This is a genomic window from Bradyrhizobium sp. ISRA464 (assembly GCF_029910095.1).
GTDB lineage: Bacteria > Pseudomonadota > Alphaproteobacteria > Rhizobiales > Xanthobacteraceae > Bradyrhizobium.
The window spans coordinates 8,184,751-8,200,697 of record NZ_CP094526.1; the positions used below are offsets into that span (position 1 = coordinate 8,184,751).

The 15,947-nt window shown below is 64.5% G+C and carries 15 protein-coding genes and 1 tRNA gene; 10 read left to right on the forward strand and 6 right to left on the reverse strand.

Annotation, left to right across the window (positions count from 1 at the left end; genetic code table 11):
- Nucleotides 1–10: 10 nt before the first annotated feature.
- The 5 genes from MTX19_RS37950 to MTX19_RS37970 all read left to right on the forward strand — a co-directional run bounded on the left by MTX19_RS37950 (nucleotide 11) and on the right by MTX19_RS37970 (nucleotide 6,818).
- Complete coding sequence (locus MTX19_RS37950) at nucleotides 11–982, forward strand: ABC transporter permease (protein WP_280981734.1); 972 nt, start codon at nucleotides 11–13, stop codon at nucleotides 980–982.
- A gap of 35 nt (nucleotides 983–1,017) precedes the next feature.
- Nucleotides 1,018–2,034, forward strand: a complete 1,017-nt coding sequence (locus MTX19_RS37955) for a sugar ABC transporter substrate-binding protein (protein ID WP_280975233.1) — start codon at nucleotides 1,018–1,020, stop codon at nucleotides 2,032–2,034.
- Between the two features lie 73 nt (nucleotides 2,035–2,107).
- Entirely contained in the window at nucleotides 2,108–4,231 is a 2,124-nt protein-coding gene (locus MTX19_RS37960) for an SMP-30/gluconolactonase/LRE family protein (protein WP_280981735.1), read from the forward strand.
- Nucleotides 4,228–5,325: a hypothetical protein gene (locus tag MTX19_RS37965; protein WP_280985753.1), complete on the forward strand. Its 1,098-nt coding sequence runs from the start codon at nucleotides 4,228–4,230 to the stop codon at nucleotides 5,323–5,325. Before MTX19_RS37960 ends, MTX19_RS37965 begins: the two co-directional genes overlap by 4 nt.
- A complete protein-coding gene (locus tag MTX19_RS37970; RefSeq protein ID WP_280981736.1) occupies nucleotides 5,322–6,818 on the forward strand; it encodes a sugar ABC transporter ATP-binding protein in 1,497 nt (498 codons plus the stop codon). The genes MTX19_RS37965 and MTX19_RS37970 overlap by 4 nt, the downstream gene beginning before the upstream one ends.
- Nucleotides 6,819–6,968: 150 nt before the next feature.
- Here the strand turns inward: MTX19_RS37970 and MTX19_RS37975 are convergent, their stop codons facing one another.
- The 6 genes from MTX19_RS37975 to MTX19_RS38000 form a co-directional block, all read right to left on the reverse strand.
- The gene (locus tag MTX19_RS37975) at nucleotides 6,969–7,349 is read right to left on the reverse strand and encodes a hypothetical protein (RefSeq protein WP_280981737.1); all 381 of its coding nucleotides are present in this window, start codon (nucleotides 7,347–7,349) and stop codon (nucleotides 6,969–6,971) included.
- A gap of 97 nt (nucleotides 7,350–7,446) precedes the next feature.
- Nucleotides 7,447–9,036 (reverse strand): IS66 family transposase, encoded by a 1,590-nt coding sequence (locus MTX19_RS37980; RefSeq protein ID WP_280986155.1) that lies wholly within the window; start codon nucleotides 9,034–9,036, stop codon nucleotides 7,447–7,449.
- Nucleotides 9,037–9,104: 68 nt separating this feature from the next.
- Nucleotides 9,105–9,458 carry an IS66 family insertion sequence element accessory protein TnpB gene (gene tnpB / locus MTX19_RS37985; RefSeq protein ID WP_128930932.1) on the reverse strand — a complete coding sequence of 118 codons (354 nt, stop codon included), beginning with the start codon at nucleotides 9,456–9,458 and terminating at the stop codon, nucleotides 9,105–9,107.
- The gene (locus MTX19_RS37990; protein WP_280981739.1) at nucleotides 9,455–9,883 is read right to left on the reverse strand and encodes a transposase; all 429 of its coding nucleotides are present in this window, start codon (nucleotides 9,881–9,883) and stop codon (nucleotides 9,455–9,457) included. Before MTX19_RS37990 ends, tnpB begins: the two co-directional genes overlap by 4 nt.
- 320 nt (nucleotides 9,884–10,203) lie before the next feature.
- A tRNA-Arg gene (locus tag MTX19_RS37995) sits at nucleotides 10,204–10,280 on the reverse strand.
- 267 nt (nucleotides 10,281–10,547) lie between these two features.
- Complete coding sequence (locus MTX19_RS38000; protein ID WP_280975228.1) at nucleotides 10,548–12,020, reverse strand: HAMP domain-containing sensor histidine kinase; 1,473 nt, start codon at nucleotides 12,018–12,020, stop codon at nucleotides 10,548–10,550.
- Nucleotides 12,021–12,387: 367 nt separating this feature from the next.
- Here MTX19_RS38000 and rpmH point away from each other — a divergent pair, with 367 nt between their 5' ends.
- From rpmH to MTX19_RS38025, 5 genes are all read left to right on the forward strand, one after another.
- Nucleotides 12,388–12,522: a 50S ribosomal protein L34 gene (gene rpmH, locus MTX19_RS38005; RefSeq protein ID WP_008542748.1), complete on the forward strand. Its 135-nt coding sequence runs from the start codon at nucleotides 12,388–12,390 to the stop codon at nucleotides 12,520–12,522.
- Nucleotides 12,523–12,552: 30 nt separating this feature from the next.
- Nucleotides 12,553–12,918, forward strand: coding sequence for a ribonuclease P protein component (gene rnpA / locus MTX19_RS38010; protein ID WP_280981740.1), 366 nt, complete (start codon nucleotides 12,553–12,555; stop codon nucleotides 12,916–12,918).
- A gap of 3 nt (nucleotides 12,919–12,921) precedes the next feature.
- Nucleotides 12,922–14,772, forward strand: a complete 1,851-nt coding sequence (gene yidC / locus MTX19_RS38015; RefSeq protein ID WP_280981741.1) for a membrane protein insertase YidC — start codon at nucleotides 12,922–12,924, stop codon at nucleotides 14,770–14,772.
- A 129-nt stretch (nucleotides 14,773–14,901) separates the two neighbouring features.
- Nucleotides 14,902–15,552: a ribosome biogenesis GTP-binding protein YihA/YsxC gene (yihA, locus tag MTX19_RS38020; protein WP_280981742.1), complete on the forward strand. Its 651-nt coding sequence runs from the start codon at nucleotides 14,902–14,904 to the stop codon at nucleotides 15,550–15,552.
- Nucleotides 15,552–15,920, forward strand: coding sequence for a DUF423 domain-containing protein (locus MTX19_RS38025; protein WP_280981743.1), 369 nt, complete (start codon nucleotides 15,552–15,554; stop codon nucleotides 15,918–15,920). Before yihA ends, MTX19_RS38025 begins: the two co-directional genes overlap by 1 nt.
- Nucleotides 15,921–15,947: the final 27 nt, after the last annotated feature.

The following is a 15,947-nucleotide window of genomic DNA, read 5'->3' on the forward strand; positions in this document are numbered from 1 at the left end:
GGACTAGGCAATGAAGCGATTCCGATTCAGTCAGCAGGAGATCGTCTTCGCCGTGTTCGCCGTGCTCTTCCTCGCGTTCTCGATTTTCCTGCGCGGCTTTCTGACCCCCGAGAACATGCTGACGCTCCTGCAGAACGTCGCCGTGCTCGGTATCCTCGGGCTTGCGATGGCGATCGTCGTGATCGGACGCGGCATCGACATCTCGCTGATCGCAGCGCTGGCGGTGCCGCCGGGGCTCGTGCTGCAGATGGTGCAGGACGGCCACTCGCTGACCGCGTCGCTGCTGACCGCCGTGCTGCTCACGATCGCTTTCGGCCTGATCAATGGCTGGCTGATCGCCTACGCCGAAGTCCCGTCGCTGTTTGCGACGCTGGCAACCGGCCTGCTGCTCGCCGGGCTCGGCCAGGCCGCGCTGTTTCAGCTCGACGTCGTGCAGTGGAGCGACGGCATGGCCGGGTTCGAGCGGCTCGGGCAAGGCACCATGCTCGGCATTCCCAGTTCGATCGTGATGTTCGCGATCGCCTGCATCGTGGTGGCGTTCCTGCTGCGCCGGACGCGCTGGGGCGCCTATATCTACGCGATCGGCGACAATCCCTACGCCGCCCGCGTCACCGGCATCCCCTCGCGTCCGATCATCGTGCTGCAGTATGCCGTCGCGGCGCTGATCGGCTGCTTCGCCGGTCTCGTGATGGCAGCCTCCGTCAATTCGATGCCGACCCGCATCTTCAACTCGACCCTGATCTACGACGTCATCCTGGTCGTCGTGCTCGGCGGCATCGGGCTCTCCGGCGGCCGCGGCGGCGTGCTCAACGTGATCATCGGAACGCTTCTGATCGGCACGATGCTCAACGGCATGACCATCATGGACATTTCCTATGCCGGTCAGAACCTCATCAAAGGCGTGGTCCTGCTGCTCGCCGTCATCACGGATTCCTTCCTGAATCCGCGCAACGAAGAAACGGCGCAGCAGGGCGACATCTGAGTGGAACGACAACGACGCCAACCAAGGAGGAAGCAGTGAAGCGCGTGATCAGGACTGCAAAGATACTCGTTGCCACACTCGGGCTTGCGGCCATCGCCGGACCGGCCCTGGCCCAAAAGGGCCTCGACGAGCCGTTCCAGAAGCCGTTCAAGGAGGCCCTCGCCGGCAAGACGGTGGCTTACGTTCCGGTCGCCATGAACTTCGACCTCACCGAAGGCTGGTATGCCGGCCTGAAGAAGGAGCTCGAGCCCTTCGGCGTGAAGTTCGAGATCCGCGATCCCAACTGGAACACCAATGCCGGCGCCCAGGCGGTGACCTCGCTGATCTCTGAGAAGCCCGCCGTGATGGTTATCCACAATCCGGACGTGCAGACCTATGCCAAGCTGCTGCAGCGCGCCGAGAACGAAGGCATCTACGTCATCCAGATCAACATGGGCTCGGCCTATCGCAGCTCGGCCTTCGTCGGCGCCAACTGGATCGAGATCGGCGAGAAGGACACCGAGGCGGTGGTCAAGGCCTGCCAAGGCAAGTCGAACAAGATCGCCATCGTGCAAGGCGCGCTCTCCGCGGCCGCAAGCGCCTACACGCTCAAGGGCGTCGAGAACGTTCTCGCCAAGCATCCGGAGATCAAGGTGGTCTCAAGCCAGGCCGCAGATTGGGACGCGGCGAAGGCCAAGGCGATCACGCAGACCGTGCTGAAGCAGAATCCCGACCTCTGCGGCATCGTCGGCTTCTGGGACGGCATGGATATCGGCACCGCGGCGGCGGTCAAAGAAGCCGGCCTCACCGGAAAGGTGTTCGTTGCGACTTCCGGCGGCGGCGAGCGCAAGGGCGCCTGTGAACTGGTGAAGTCCGGCGCCTTCGACCTCAACCTGAGCTACGACGTGCCGACGCAGGCGGCGCAGATGGCCGGCACGATCAAGTGGCTGCTGTCGTCGGGCGCCAAGGCCGGCTCGGTCAAGGGCTCGGAATACACGACGCTGATCCCGATCACCAAGGAGAATGCGGACAGCCAGACCGCATGCTGGAACCTCAGCGACCTGAAGAAATAGCCCCGACTGGCTCGCAGACGTCCCGGGTCGAGGCACCCGGGACGTCGTTCTCCAGACTCCAACACCTGCTGGAATGCCGATGCGCGACACCCTGACGAGCCTGCGTTATCGCTATTGGCCGGATCATCTCCTCGGCGAGATCCTGTCCAAGCGATGGACCGAAACCGCTATTCCGGTGATCCTCCTGCTGATCGTCGGCTTCGCGCTGAGCCGCTCCATCGATCATTTCCTGTCGCCGTCGAGCCTTGCCGACACCGCGCGCCAGGCCGGCGAGATCGGCTTCATTGGGCTCGGCATGGCGCTCGTCGTCATCGTCGGCGGCATCGACCTTTCGGTTGGATCGATCTTCGCGCTGACCGATTTCTGCGCGCTCTATCTGCTCGACGTGCTCGGCTGGCCGGTGCCGGCGGTAGTGGCCGCGACCCTGCTCTGCGGCGCGCTGCTCGGCGCCGTCAACGGCGTCCTGATCGGTTACCTGCGGCTGCGCGCCTTCATCACCACGCTGATCACCCTGATCATCTACCGTTCGACCTTCGATCTGCTGATCCAGCGTTATTCCAACGACATTGCCGCCGCCTTCCCCGACATCCCGTCCTGGAACTTCATCGGCGGCGGCGACGTGTTCGGCATTCCGAGCGTTGCGCTGGTCTATATCGCGATCGCGATCTTCGGCCATATCTTCATGACGCGGTTGCGCCCGGGCTGGCACATCACCGCGATCGGCGGCTCGCGTCGCTCGGCCTACAATTCCGGCATCCCGGTTCGCCGCACCATCGCGCTCTGCTATGTCGCGAGCGGCGTGCTCACCAGCATCGGCGCGCTATTCTTCGCCGCCCGCCTCGGCACCGTCGGCGGCGACATCGGTGTCGGCCTCGAGGTGATCGTGCTGACGGCGACCGTGCTCGGCGGCATCACGCTCGGCGGCGGCAAGGGCTCGGTCGCCAAATCGCTGGTCGGCGTACTGATCGTGCTCCTGATCACCAACGGCCTGACGACGCTGAACGCGCGCGGCGGCATCAATCGCATGGCGCTCGCCGGAATCCTGCTGGTGGCCGCGATGGTGGACATCCGCTGGCAGAAGAACCGCACCCGGATCATCAGCAAGGTCTATGTCGCGCCGACCTATCATGCACTTCCGCCGCCTCCGCCCACCGAGATCGGCCAGGGCGGGCCGTTCGAGCAGAACGACAAGCTGCGCGACGTCCAGTTGATCGGCCTCGGCCGCATCGAGGCGCCCGAGGACGTCATCCTCGATCGCAACGACAATCTCTACGCCGGCTCGCGCCACGGCGACATCATCCGCTTCTTCGCCCCCGATTATGAGAGAATGGAGGTGTTCGCCCATATCGGCGGCCAGCCGCTCGGCATGGCGTTCGACCGGCAGGACAACCTTTATGTCTGCATCGGCGGCATGGGGCTCTACCGCATCAAGCCGGACGGCACCGTCGAGAAGGCCACCGACGAAACCAACCGCAGCATGCATTCGGTGAACGACGACAGCCGCCTGCGGCTGGCCGACGACCTCGACATCACCGACGACGGCTTGATCTTCTTCTCCGAAGCGACCGTGCGCTACGAGATGGACGAATGGCCGATCGACGGGCTGGAGGCGCGCGGCAACGGCCGCATCATCTGCTACGATACCAAGACCGGCGCCACGCACACGGCGCTGCGTGGCCTGAAATTCCCCAACGGCATCTGCGTCGCCAGCGACGGCCAGTCCATCCTGTTCGCCGAGACGTTCGGCTGCTCGATCAAGCGCTACTGGTTCGCGGGACCGAACAAGGGCAAGGTCGAGGTCGTCATGGACAATTTGCCGGGCTACCCCGACAACATCAACCTCGCCTCCGACGGCAATTACTGGCTGGCGCTGGTCGGCATGCGCAGCCCCTCGCTCGACCTCGCCTGGAACATGCCCGGCTTCCGCCGCCGCATGGCCAAGCGGGTCCCGGTCGACGAATGGCTGTTCCCGAACATCAACACCGGCTGTGTCGTCAAGTTCAACGAGCAGGGCAAGATCCTCGAATCGTTCTGGGACCTTCGCGGCGAGAACCATCCGATGATCACCTCGATGCGCGAGCATCGCGGCTATCTCTATCTCGGCGGCATCGCCAACAACCGGATCGGCCGCTACAAGCTCGAGAACGCCGACCCGAACTTCGTGCAGTATGACAAGCGCTGGGGGAAGCTGTCGTGATCGCCGCCGTCAGGGAAATCGCCAACCGCTTCCTCGGGCGCGGCGAAGCCACCATCACCGTGCCGTCCTTCGACGGCGCGCTCAAACCGAACCAGAAGCTGGAAGCCGCGGCGACCTTGCTGGAATGCGAAGCGCCCGAGGACCTCGCGACCGACGGCCGCAATCTCCATGTCGCGGACGGCCGGCGCCTGCTGCGTCTCAACGGCAGCGCCACCACGGAAATCCGCAGTTTCGAGCAGTCGATCTCGGCGCTCTGCGCGCTGGCGGATGGCGGCGTCGCGGTTGCGCTCGGTGGACGCGAGGTGCGCCTCTTTTCAGACCCATCCTCAAGCGAACCAAGCGTCACCTTCAACGACACGACCTTCAACGCGATCAACGCACTGACGCAGGCCAGCGACGGGAGCTTGATTGCGACCGACGGCTCAACGACTTGCATTGTCGACGATTGGGCGCGCGACCTGATGGAGCTCAACCGCAGCGGTCGCGTCTTCCGGCTCGACCCCAAGACCCGATCGGTCACGCCATTGGCCTCCAGGCTCGGTTACGCGTTCGGCGCCTGCGCGCACGGCGACGGCGTGCTGGTCAGCGAGAGCTGGCGCCATCGTCTGATCCTGATCAAGAACGGGCAAACGCCGCAGGTCGTGCTCGGCCGCCTGCCGGTCTACCCGTCGCGGCTGTCGAAGGCTGCCGCGGGGGGGTACTGGCTCACCGCATTCACCGCGCGCACCCAGCTCGTCGAGTTCGTGCTGCGCGAGCCGGCCTACCGGCGCCGCATGATGGCCGAGATCGATCCGGCTTATTGGGTCGCGCCGCGCCTGCGTTCCGGCTTCTCGTTCAAGGAGCCGATGCAAGGCGCGCACATCAAGACGATGGGCGTCATCAAGCCGTGGGCGCCGCCGCGCTCCTACGGGCTCGTCATCCGCCTGAGCGCGGACGGCAAGCCGCTCTACTCGCTGCACAGCCGGGTCGACGGCATCAATCACGGCGTGGTCGCGGCGGTCGAGATGGGCGGAGATCTCGTGCTGATCGCCAAGGGGCCGGGCCGCGTCCTGAAACTGCCGCTGGCCGGCCTTGCGGAGGAGTTCGGCGCATGAACGATACTGTGCTTTCGCTGCGCAAGGCGACCAAGCTCTATGCCGGCGTGCCCGCCATCGAGGACGTCGACTTCGATCTCCGCCGCGGCGAGATCCACGCACTGGTCGGCGAGAACGGCGCCGGCAAGTCGACGCTGACGAAGGTGATGGCCGGCGTCGTGACGCTGACCTCGGGCACCATGACCGTCGACGGCGCCGATGTCGCGCCGCGGACACCGCTCGAGGCTCGCAACCTCGGCATCGCTATGGTGTTCCAAGAGAACAGCCTGGTGCCGACCATGACCGTCGCGCAAAACCTCTTCCTCGGGCAGGAGAAGTTCTACAATCGGCTGCGCGGCATCTACATCGCCGCGCAGCAGTTCCTGCAATCGCTCAATTTCGACGTGACCCCGACCGCGACCGTGAGCGGGCTCGGCGCCGCCAAGAAGCAGATGGTGGAAATCGCCCGCGCCGTTCTGCACAAGGCCAAGGTCATCATCTTTGACGAGCCGACCGCGACGCTGACGCCGGAGGAGAAGAAGTACTTCTTAGACCTCGTCCGCGACCTGAAGAAGCGCGGCGTCTCGATCATCTTCATCTCGCACGCGCTGGAAGAGGCGCTGCTGCTCGCCGATCGCATCACCGTGCTGCGCGACGGCAAGCACGTCGTCACCGACGATGCCGCGAAGTTCGATCGTGCGGCGATCGTGCAGGCGATGGTGGGACGCGATCTCTCCAACACGCTTTACGGCGCGAAGAAGAAGAGCGTGCGGCCGGCGGGAGCGCGCGTTCTCACGGTGCAGAACCTCAAGATGGCGCCGATGGTGAAGAACAATTCTCTGTCGGTCTTCGCCGGGCAGATCACCGGCGTATTCGGCCTGGTCGGCGCTGGCCGGACCGAAACCTTCAAGATCGTCTCCGGTGTGCTGAAGCGCGACTTCTTCCACGGCGGCGAGATCCTGCTGCACGACAAGCCGGTGCGCTACCGCGTGCCGGCGCCCGCCGTGAAAGCCGGCATCGCCTATGTGACCGAGGACCGCAAGGTCGAAGGCTTCTTCGAAACCGCCTCGATCGCCCGCAACATCTACCTCGGCCTGCTCTCCAAGTTTCCCAAAGGCCGGATGATCCTGTCGCGGCGCGAGACCAACGCGGCCGGCAAGACCTGGACCGAGCGGCTGAAGGTTCGCGCCATCGGCGACGAGGCCAAGGTCGTCGAGCTGTCCGGCGGCAACCAGCAGAAGGTCGTGATCGCCAAGTCGCTCGTGCAGGAGCCCGATCTGATCATCTTCGACGAGCCGACGCGCGGCGTCGACGTCGGCGCCATTGTCGAGATCCACGAGCTGATCAACCACCTCGCGGACGAGGGCAAGGCTGTGGTCGTGATCTCGTCCTACCTGCCCGAGATCATGGCCCTCTCCGACCGCATCCTCGTGTCGCGCCAGGGCAAGGTCGTCGAGGAATTCTCCGCGGTCGAGGCGACGGAGGAAAAGATCATGTACGCGGCGATCCATTGAAGGTCCGACCCTCGCGTCAGGAATCGGCGCTCTTCGAGCGGCTGGCCAGCCCGCGGAGCGACAACGCGATCAAGGTGAGCACAGCGCAGATCGGCACGCGACTGGATCCCAAAAGCGAATTCTGGCGCACCGCTTAGGTTGCTGTCCAGCCTATTGCTTCGGGCCGACAGTCCCGGTTTGCTTGAGCCGGGCCGACCTCACCCAACCCGAGACGTTGTTGCCCATCTTGGCATTTGCATACATCACGGACGACCAGCCGTCGCGGGTTTGCGCGTAGATCACGAGTTCATCCTTCGGAATGACGAAGACACCGCTGATCGGGCAGTGCAGGTTCGGCGCCGAATAGATTTGCAGCCGTCCCGTCCCCGTCACCACACTGGCGAGCGGCGGCGAGAATATCGGGGCGCCCGTGGCGCCCGCATGCGGCCCCTTGCAGCTCGACGGCGTCTGCGCCCGCACGGACGCGCCCAGCGAACCCAGGATCACGGCACTGCAGACGATGCAGGCGAGGATGGCTTTGTCCGACATCATTTCACTCTCCCGGACCGCGCTGGCACTGATCACCCGTTGCCATGTGGCGTTTGTCGCCGGCCATGGGACACAGGTTCGTAAGCGCTTAACCGCCACCCTATTGATGCTGGCTTGACGTTTTGCGGAACCGCCATGGCATTAAGTCGTCGATTTCGCTTTGGGGATGGCCGGCGATGATCGCCGTGAGCGTTTCGGCGATGTAGGCGGCCGGGTTGACGTCGTTGAGCTTACAGGTCGCCACGATGGATGCGAGCAAGGCCCAGTTTTCGGCTCCGACCTCATGACCAGCGAAGAGTGCGTTTTTTCTGGTCAAGCAGATCGGCCGGATCGCGTTTTCAACCGGATTGGTGTCGAGCTCGAGCCGCCCGTCATCGAGGAAGCGCGTCAGCCTCTGCCAATGATTGAGCGCGTAGCGGATGTCATCAGCGAGCGTCGAGCCGCTGGAGATCATCGACAGCTGTTTCTCGAACCACGGCTTCAACGCCTCGACGAGGGGCCGCGAGTGTTCCTTGCGCGCGGCCAGCCTGATGTCCGGCGATGAACCGCGTGCCATGGCTTCGATGCCGTAGAGCTGTGCGATCTGCCGGACGGCGGCCTCGGCGATCGGCGATTTACTGTTGCGGGCCAATTTGACGAAGCGCCGGCGCAAATGGCTCCAGCAGTGTACGAGCGTCCAGGGTCCTTGCGGTCGAGCGACTTCGATCAGCCGATCATAGCCGTCGTAGGCATCGCATTGCAGGAAGCGTCCGGTGAAGCCGTCCAGGAACTGCTCAGCGAAGGCGCCGCTGCGACCGGGGGCATATCGGAACAGCACGATCGGCGGACTTGGGCCGCTATGGCCGCGGTCGTCGGAGACGATCGCCCAGAAGTAACCCTTCTTCGTTTGACCACGCCCGGGATCGAGCACCGGCGCCGTGGTTTCATCCATGAACAGGCGATCCGCCGCTGCCAGATGGCAGCGCATGCGGTCGGCAACGGGCTGCAGATGGAAGCAGGCGCGACCGGACCAGTTGCCCAGTGTCGCCCGATCAAGTCGAATCCCCTGGCGCGCATAGATCTCGGCCTGACGGTAAAACGGCGTATGGTCGCCAAACTTGGAGACGATCACCTGCGCAATCGCCGCTTCGGTCGGTAGTCCACCAGGCACGACATGCTCTGGTGCGTGCGCCTGCACGACAGGGCCGGAGCAGCGGCGGCAGATGTATTTCGGGCGACGCGTGACCAGCACGCGCCATTGTGCCGGGATCACGTCAAGGCGTTTGCTGACGTCCTCGCCGATCTTCGTCATCGCGCCGCAACCGCACGGACAGAACGTGCTCGCAGGCTCGAGGATCCGCTCCACCTGCGGCAAATGGGCGGGCAAGCAGCCCCGATTGCGATGACGGTCCTGATCCGATTCAGCACGCGATCGGCCCCTGATGACCGTCGCAGCCTTCTCTTGTGCCGCGTCCAGGACGCCTTGCGCGATCTCCACGTCTTCGAGCGGCAAATGATATTGATCTGGCCGCAGCTTCTCGGACTTCGCTCCGAACTTCTCTCGGCGTAGTTCCCCGAGAATGACCTCCAACCGGCGCCGCGCTTCTTCCGACGTTGCCAACGCCGCTTGATGTTCGCTCAATGCTGCCTGCGTTTGCGCTAAAAGCGCCTTCAGGCGTTCATTCTCGTCGCGAAGCGTCGCGGTGCTCATGCGCCATGTCGAGCACATCTGCGCCGACGGCGCCATGCCCAACTCGGCACAGAGTCATTCTGCCGCACTTATCCAGCGATCTGTGGACGCCGCGCTTCCTCCGGGCGGACCAACCGCCAATCCAGGCCCTCAAACAGCGCGGCGAACATCGCCGGCGATATCCGCATCACGCCGTCCGCAATCTTTGGCCACACGAACTTGCAACCCTCGAGGCGTTTATGCACCAGCACCAGGCCCGTTCGATCCCACACCAGAATCTTGATCCGGTCCGCCCGTTTCGACCGGAACACGAAGGCTGCACCGCTGAACGGATCGAGGCCAAGCATCTCCTGCACCTTCGCAGCAAGCCCATCGTGCCCACAGCGGAAGTCGACGGGCCGCGTCGCGATATAAATCTTCAGTTCGGAGCCGGGGACAATCATCGCGACGCCCGCACCGCGCGGATCAATCGAGACAGCTGCTCCCCATCTATCGCCGCGTCCGTCCGCACGACGACGTCGCCAATCGCAATCTCGAGCTTGACTGCCGGAACGTGACGCTCCTCTAACGGCCCGTCCACGACCAGCGGCGCGAACGGCGGCTGCGGAGCCTCGCACGACGGTAATTCGCCGCGCCGTCGGAAGCGTCGTCGCCAATCGTAAATTTGCCAGCGCGTCGCTCCGTGCTTGCGCGCTACCTCCGCCACCTGAGCGCCGGGCAGCAGACTTTCGCCGACGATCCGAGCCCACTCGGCATCTGAACGCACACGACGCCCGGACGGTCCCTCAAGCACTTCAAGCCGGCTGACTGCTCCAGACCCAACTGTTGAGCTGTCCAAATGGGCGTCTTTTTTGCCGTCCAATCCCATCCCAAACCTCCGTTCAAGCCGGAGGCTTCTTCGCACATCTAATCCAATCCCGGAGCCAGGGTATTGGCTGAGCGCTTACACAGGTTCTGACGATGCGACGAAATTGTCGTGCTGAACAGGGCCCGACGGCATTGCGGATTTGACCGTGATGCAAGCGGAGGTGGAAGAATGGAGCGGCCGATCGGTCGCGCCGCGTGAGCCGCACGACACGAGCCTTGGTGAAGGCGGTCAACGCCTTGGAAGGATTCGAGCGGCTCCCGCCCGTGAGACTCGCGGCAGCACTTTGCTCAGAGAGCGTCGAAGGATCACCTGATGCCGAATGGCGCGCCCGGAACGATTCGAACGTCCGACCCTCAGATTCGTAGTCTGATGCTCTATCCAGCTGAGCTACGGGCGCATCTTCGCGGCAGGGCTTGAGCCCGTGTGGGGCCGGGAAGGCCCGGACCGTCGCGAAAGAGCGCTCTAGCTACAGGCTCCCGGTCCGGTTGGCAAGGTCTGGCAGGCATGTTCAGGCGCACGATTTGGCGGGAAAAGCCGAAAACGGCACCCGAAGCGGGCTTTCCCGTCATTCCGGGCACGCGGTCTTGTCCGGAAGCGCCAATATCCGGGATTCCTGGACTGATTTGCCGATCATTCCACCGAATAACGATGAGAGAGCCCCGGCTTACGCCCGCGCCCGCTCGTTCCGCACCGAAAGCAGTTCCACCGGGCGGTCTGGGATCGAGATCCGGAAGGTGGCGCCGATAGTGCCCTCGACCAGATGGATGGCGCCGCCATGGGCGCGGATCAGCTCGGCGGCGATGGCAAGGCCCAGCCCGCTGCCGCCCGGGCGGCCGGAGGTCTGGAACGCCTCGAACAGATGCTCGCGCGCCTTCGCCGGTACGCCGGGGCCGGTGTCGGAGACTTCAATGATCGCCACCGTCCCCTCGCGGCGGCCGGTGATGCGGATCTGCATGGTTGAGGCGTCGGGATGGCTTTCCAGCGCCTGCACCGCATTGCGCACCAGGTTGAGCAGCACGCGGAACAGCTGGTCCGGATCGGCGTCGATCGTGAGCCCGCGCTCGATCGCGCTGATCCAGGTGATCGAGGCATCCGTCGCCAGGCCCACAGATTCGCGAACCTCGGCAACCGCCGGCTCGACCAGCATCACGCGGCGGTCGGGCGCCGCCTCCTGCGCGCGGCCATAGGACAGCGTCGACTGGCAGAACGCGATGGCGCGCTCGAGCGAGCGCAGCAGTTTCGGCGCAAAACGCTGCACCCGCGGATCGGGCACGCTGGCGAGCTGGTCCGACAGTAGCTGTGAGGACGCCAGCAGGTTGCGCAGGTCGTGGTTGATCTTGGAGACGGCAAGACCGAGCGCGGCGAGCCGGCTCTTCTGATGCAGCATCGAGACTAGGTCGCGCTGCATGTCCGACAGCTCGCGCTCGGCAACGCCGATCTCGTCGCCGCGCTGGCTCGGCACGATGATTCGCGCCGAGCTCTCCGGATTTTCGTGGAAGCCGACCAGGCTCGCGGTCAGCCGCCGCATCGGGCGGACGAACAGATAGTGGAGTGCGAGATAGACGAGGCCGGCGGTCAGGCCGGCGATCAGCAGCGCGACGACGAGCACGTTGCGCGAGAAGCGGTACATCGCCTGCCGCAGCGGCTTCTCGTCGATCACGACCTCGATGAACTGCGCCTGACCCGGGGCAGGCCCGACCACGCGGATGGTCTGGTCGCCGTGCTCCAGCATGAGTTCGAAGGCATCGACGATCGCCGACCACACCGTCATGGTGCGCATGTCGACGTCGTGGTCGATCGCCGCCGGCAGGTCGGCGCTGGCGAGCAGGCGGCGCTGCTGGCCCATTTTGATGGCAACGGCGCGAGCGCCGATGCTGGTCAGGATCTGCCGCGCCAGCGAATCCGGCACCATGCCGGAGGGCGCAGCATCCAGCACCAGCGCCGCGGTGTTGGCGGCGGCCAGGCGATCGTTCAGCCGGTTCATCCGGAAGTTGGCGATCGCCGGCACATAGATCAGGAGCCCGGCGATCATCACCAGGGGGATCGTCAGCAGCAAAAGCTTGCCTGACAGCCCGAGCCGGAGGGACGGCTTGGGCCGCTGCTTCAGCGCGGTTGCCTGATCGTCAGTTACAGCCACAAGATAAAGCCTTGCTTGGCTCAGGGGCTGGAGGAAGATGCGACCCGGCCCCCAAGCCGGTCAAATTACGGATCGCTAATGTCGGCCGGTTCCGCCGGCACCACAAGGCGCTCCTCACCGTCAAAAACCCCGCAAAAACAGATATATTCGCCCCAATTGCGACGTTTCGAAGAAGGTCTTTTGCGTCACCCTACGACATTGACGAAAAGGGGGCACTCCCTTATAAGCCGCGCCAACTGTCCGCGATGGCCCGGTTCTCGACCGGGGGCGGCTCGTTTGGGGCCGTAACGGCCCATTTTGGGCTCGCCAGCATCACCGGACTTCATCTCAATTCAACGGCAATTGCCCGGTCAGCGGAGAATTACCCGTGAAGCGGACTTATCAACCCAGCAAACTGGTGCGCAAGCGCCGTCACGGCTTCCGCGCCCGTCTCGCCACGGCCGGCGGCCGCAAGGTCCTCGCCGCGCGCCGCGCGCGTGGCCGCAAGCGCCTGAGCGCCTGAGCCCGGACATCTCCTCTCCGGAGATTCTTTATGGATCGGCTAAGGCAGCGGGCGGACTTCCTCGCCGTTGCCAATGGCGCGCGGGCGAACAGCGCAGGCTTTGTGCTGCAAGCACGCCGCCGCGACGATGATGGTCCGATCCGCGTTGGCTTCACCGTCACCAAGAAAAACGGCACCGCGACCGAGCGCAACCGCATCCGCCGCCGGCTTCGCGAACTGGTGAAGCATGTCGGCGTCATAGCGATGCCGCCGCACCATGATTATGTGCTAGTCGGCCGCCGTGACGCGCTGACGCGTGACTTTGCGACCATGCTAGACGATCTGCGGTCGGCGCTGCGCCGCCTCGACCGGCCTGCGCCGAAGGCGCGTACTCCGAACGGAATGACGAGACCTTAAGAGATGTCCGACAACCGCAACACGATCCTTGCCGTCATTCTGTCCGGCCTCGTCCTGATCGCCTGGCAATATTTCTACAATGTGCCGCAGATGGAGAAGCAGCGCGCCGAGGCCCAGCGGCAGACCGAGTTGCAGAAACCGGCCCCCAAGGCGACCCCAAGCCAGACCACCACGACTCCCTCGCCGTCCGCCAGCGGCACGCCCACGACGACACCGTCGACAGCCGCCGCCGGGCCGGTGATCAGCCGCGAGGCGGCACTGGCCGCGGGCCCGCGCGTCAAGATCGACACCCCGCTCGTCACAGGCAGCATCTCGCTGAAGGGCGCACGCATCGACGACATTGCGCTGCTCAAGTTCCGCGAGACGGTGGATCCGCATTCGCCGCCGATCGTGCTGTTCTCGCCGTCGCAGACCGCCGCCCCCTATTACGCCGAGTTCGGCTGGGTGCCCGCGACCGGATCGACGGCCCGCATCCCCGACCAGAACACGGTGTGGCAGCAGGAGGGTTCCGGCAGCCTGACGCCGACGACGCCGGTGACGCTGAAATACGACAATGGCGAGGGCCTGACCTTCCGCCGCACCATTTCGATCGACGACCGCTACCTCTTCACCATCAAGGACGAGGTCAGCAATGCTGGCAACGCGTCGGTCACGCTCTATCCGTTCGCGCTGATCGCGCGTCACGGCACACCGCAGGTCTCCGGCTACTACATCCTGCATGAAGGCCTGATCGGCTATCTCGGCGAGCAGGGCCTGCAGGAATACGCCTACAAGAAGATCGACGACGCCAAGTCGCTCACCTTCGACGTCACCAACGGCTGGCTCGGCATGACCGACAAGTATTGGGCGTCGGCGCTGCTGCCCGACACCACGGCCAAGCTGCATGTGCGCTACTCGTCGGAAGCGGTCGGCAACACCCACAACTACCAGACCGACTATCTTCTGGCAGCGCAGACGCTCCCGGCTGGCGGCACCATCAGCGCCAACGCGCGGCTGTTCGCCGGCGCCAAGGAAGCCAGCGTGGTCGGCATCAACTTCCCGCTGGTCGGCTTCGGCGGCTACAACAAGGAGCTCGCGCTGAACCATTTCGATCTGTTGATCGACTGGGGCTGGTTCTACTTCATCACCAAGCCGATGTTCCTGGCGCTCGACTGGTTCTACCGCCTGTTCGGCAACTTCGGCGTCTCGATCCTGCTCGTTACCGTGATCGTGAAGCTCTTGTTCTTCCCGCTCGCCAACAAGTCCTACGCCTCGATGGCGAAGATGAAGTCGGTGCAGCCGCAGCTGCAGGCGCTGAAGGAACGCTATCCCGACGACCGCGTGAAGCAGCAGCAGGAGATGATGGAGATCTACAAGAAGGAGAAGATCAACCCGATCGCCGGTTGTCTTCCCGTCGCGCTCCAGATCCCGGTATTCTTCTCGCTCTACAAGGTGCTGTTCGTCACGATCGAAATGCGGCACGCGCCGTTCTTCGGCTGGATCAAGGACCTCTCGGCGCCCGATCCGACCAATCTGTTCACGCTGTTCGGCCTGCTGCACTACGATCCGACGCAGCTTCCGATCTTCGGTCACTATCTGGCGCTCGGCATCTGGCCGATCATCATGGGCATCACGATGTGGTTCCAGATGAAGCTCAATCCGACGCCGCCGGATCCAACGCAGAAGATCATCTTCGACTGGATGCCGCTGATCTTCACCTTCATGCTGGCAGGCTTCCCGGCCGGACTCGTGATCTACTGGGCCTGGAACAACACGCTCTCGGTGCTGCAGCAGAGCTTCATCATGCGCCGCAACGGCGTGAAGGTGGAATTGTTCGACAATCTAAAGGCCACGTTCATCAGGAAGGCGACGTAGCGCTTTCAGGCAAATCAGCCTTCTCAATCACGATGCCCGGCCTTGTGCCGGGCATCAACGTATTGGAGCGTGACAAGCGTGAGACGTGGATGGCCGGGAAGCCCGGCATCAGAGCGGGGATGCTTCGGAATGACCGTCGAACCGGACGCAAGACTGATCGAGCAGGGGCGAAAGCTGTTCGCCGGCGACTGGCGCTTCATCTGGGCGTCGCCCTCGATCGCAACGCTGCCGCCGATGGCCGGCCTTGAGGTCGCCTTTGCCGGCCGCTCCAATGTCGGCAAGTCGAGCCTGATCAACGCGCTGACCGGCCGCAGCAATCTGGCGCGGACTTCACACACGCCGGGACGGACCCAGGAGCTGATCTTCTTCGAGGGCCCTGAAAAGGCCGGCTTCCGGCTGGTCGACATGCCCGGCTATGGCTACGCCTCCGCCCCCAAGACCAAGGTCGCGTCGTGGACGGAGCTGATCCACAAATTCCTGCTCGGACGGGCGACGCTGGCGCGGGTCTATGTGCTGATCGATGCCCGCCATGGCATCAAGGACGTCGATCTCGACGTGCTAAAGACGCTCGACAAGTCCGCGGTCAGCTATCAGGTCGTGTTGACCAAGGCCGACCAGGTCAAGGCCGGCGAACTGAAGACCGTCATCGCCGACACCACGGCGGCGCTGGCAAAGCATCCCGCAGCGTTCCCCGAGGTGCTGGTGACATCGTCGCGCACCGGCGACGGCATGCCGGAGCTGCGCGCCGCGATGGTGCGCCTGATCGAGGAACGGCGCTGATGAACGGCTTGCCCCGGCTCCTGACCGGCCTTGCCGCCATCATGGGCGCCTGCGGCGTGATGCTGGCGGCGGCCGCAGCCCATTTGCCGGACGCCTCGCGGCTGGGCGCGGCGTCCTCGATGCTGCTGTTTCATGCTACCGCCGCGCTCGCAACCGTCGCGCTGGCGGAGCGCGCCGTTGTTCATCCGCGGATCGGGACAGTGGCCGGCTGCGGCTTCGTCATCGCGGCGTCATTGTTCGCGGGCGACCTGACGGCGCGCCAATATGCCGGCCACGGCTTGTTTCCGATGGCCGCGCCGACTGGCGGAACATTGCTGATCCTGAGCTGGCTGGTGCTCGCGGTCGCGGCTGTGTGGCCGAAGCGCTGACCGGTAGCCCGGATAGAGCCGACGGGT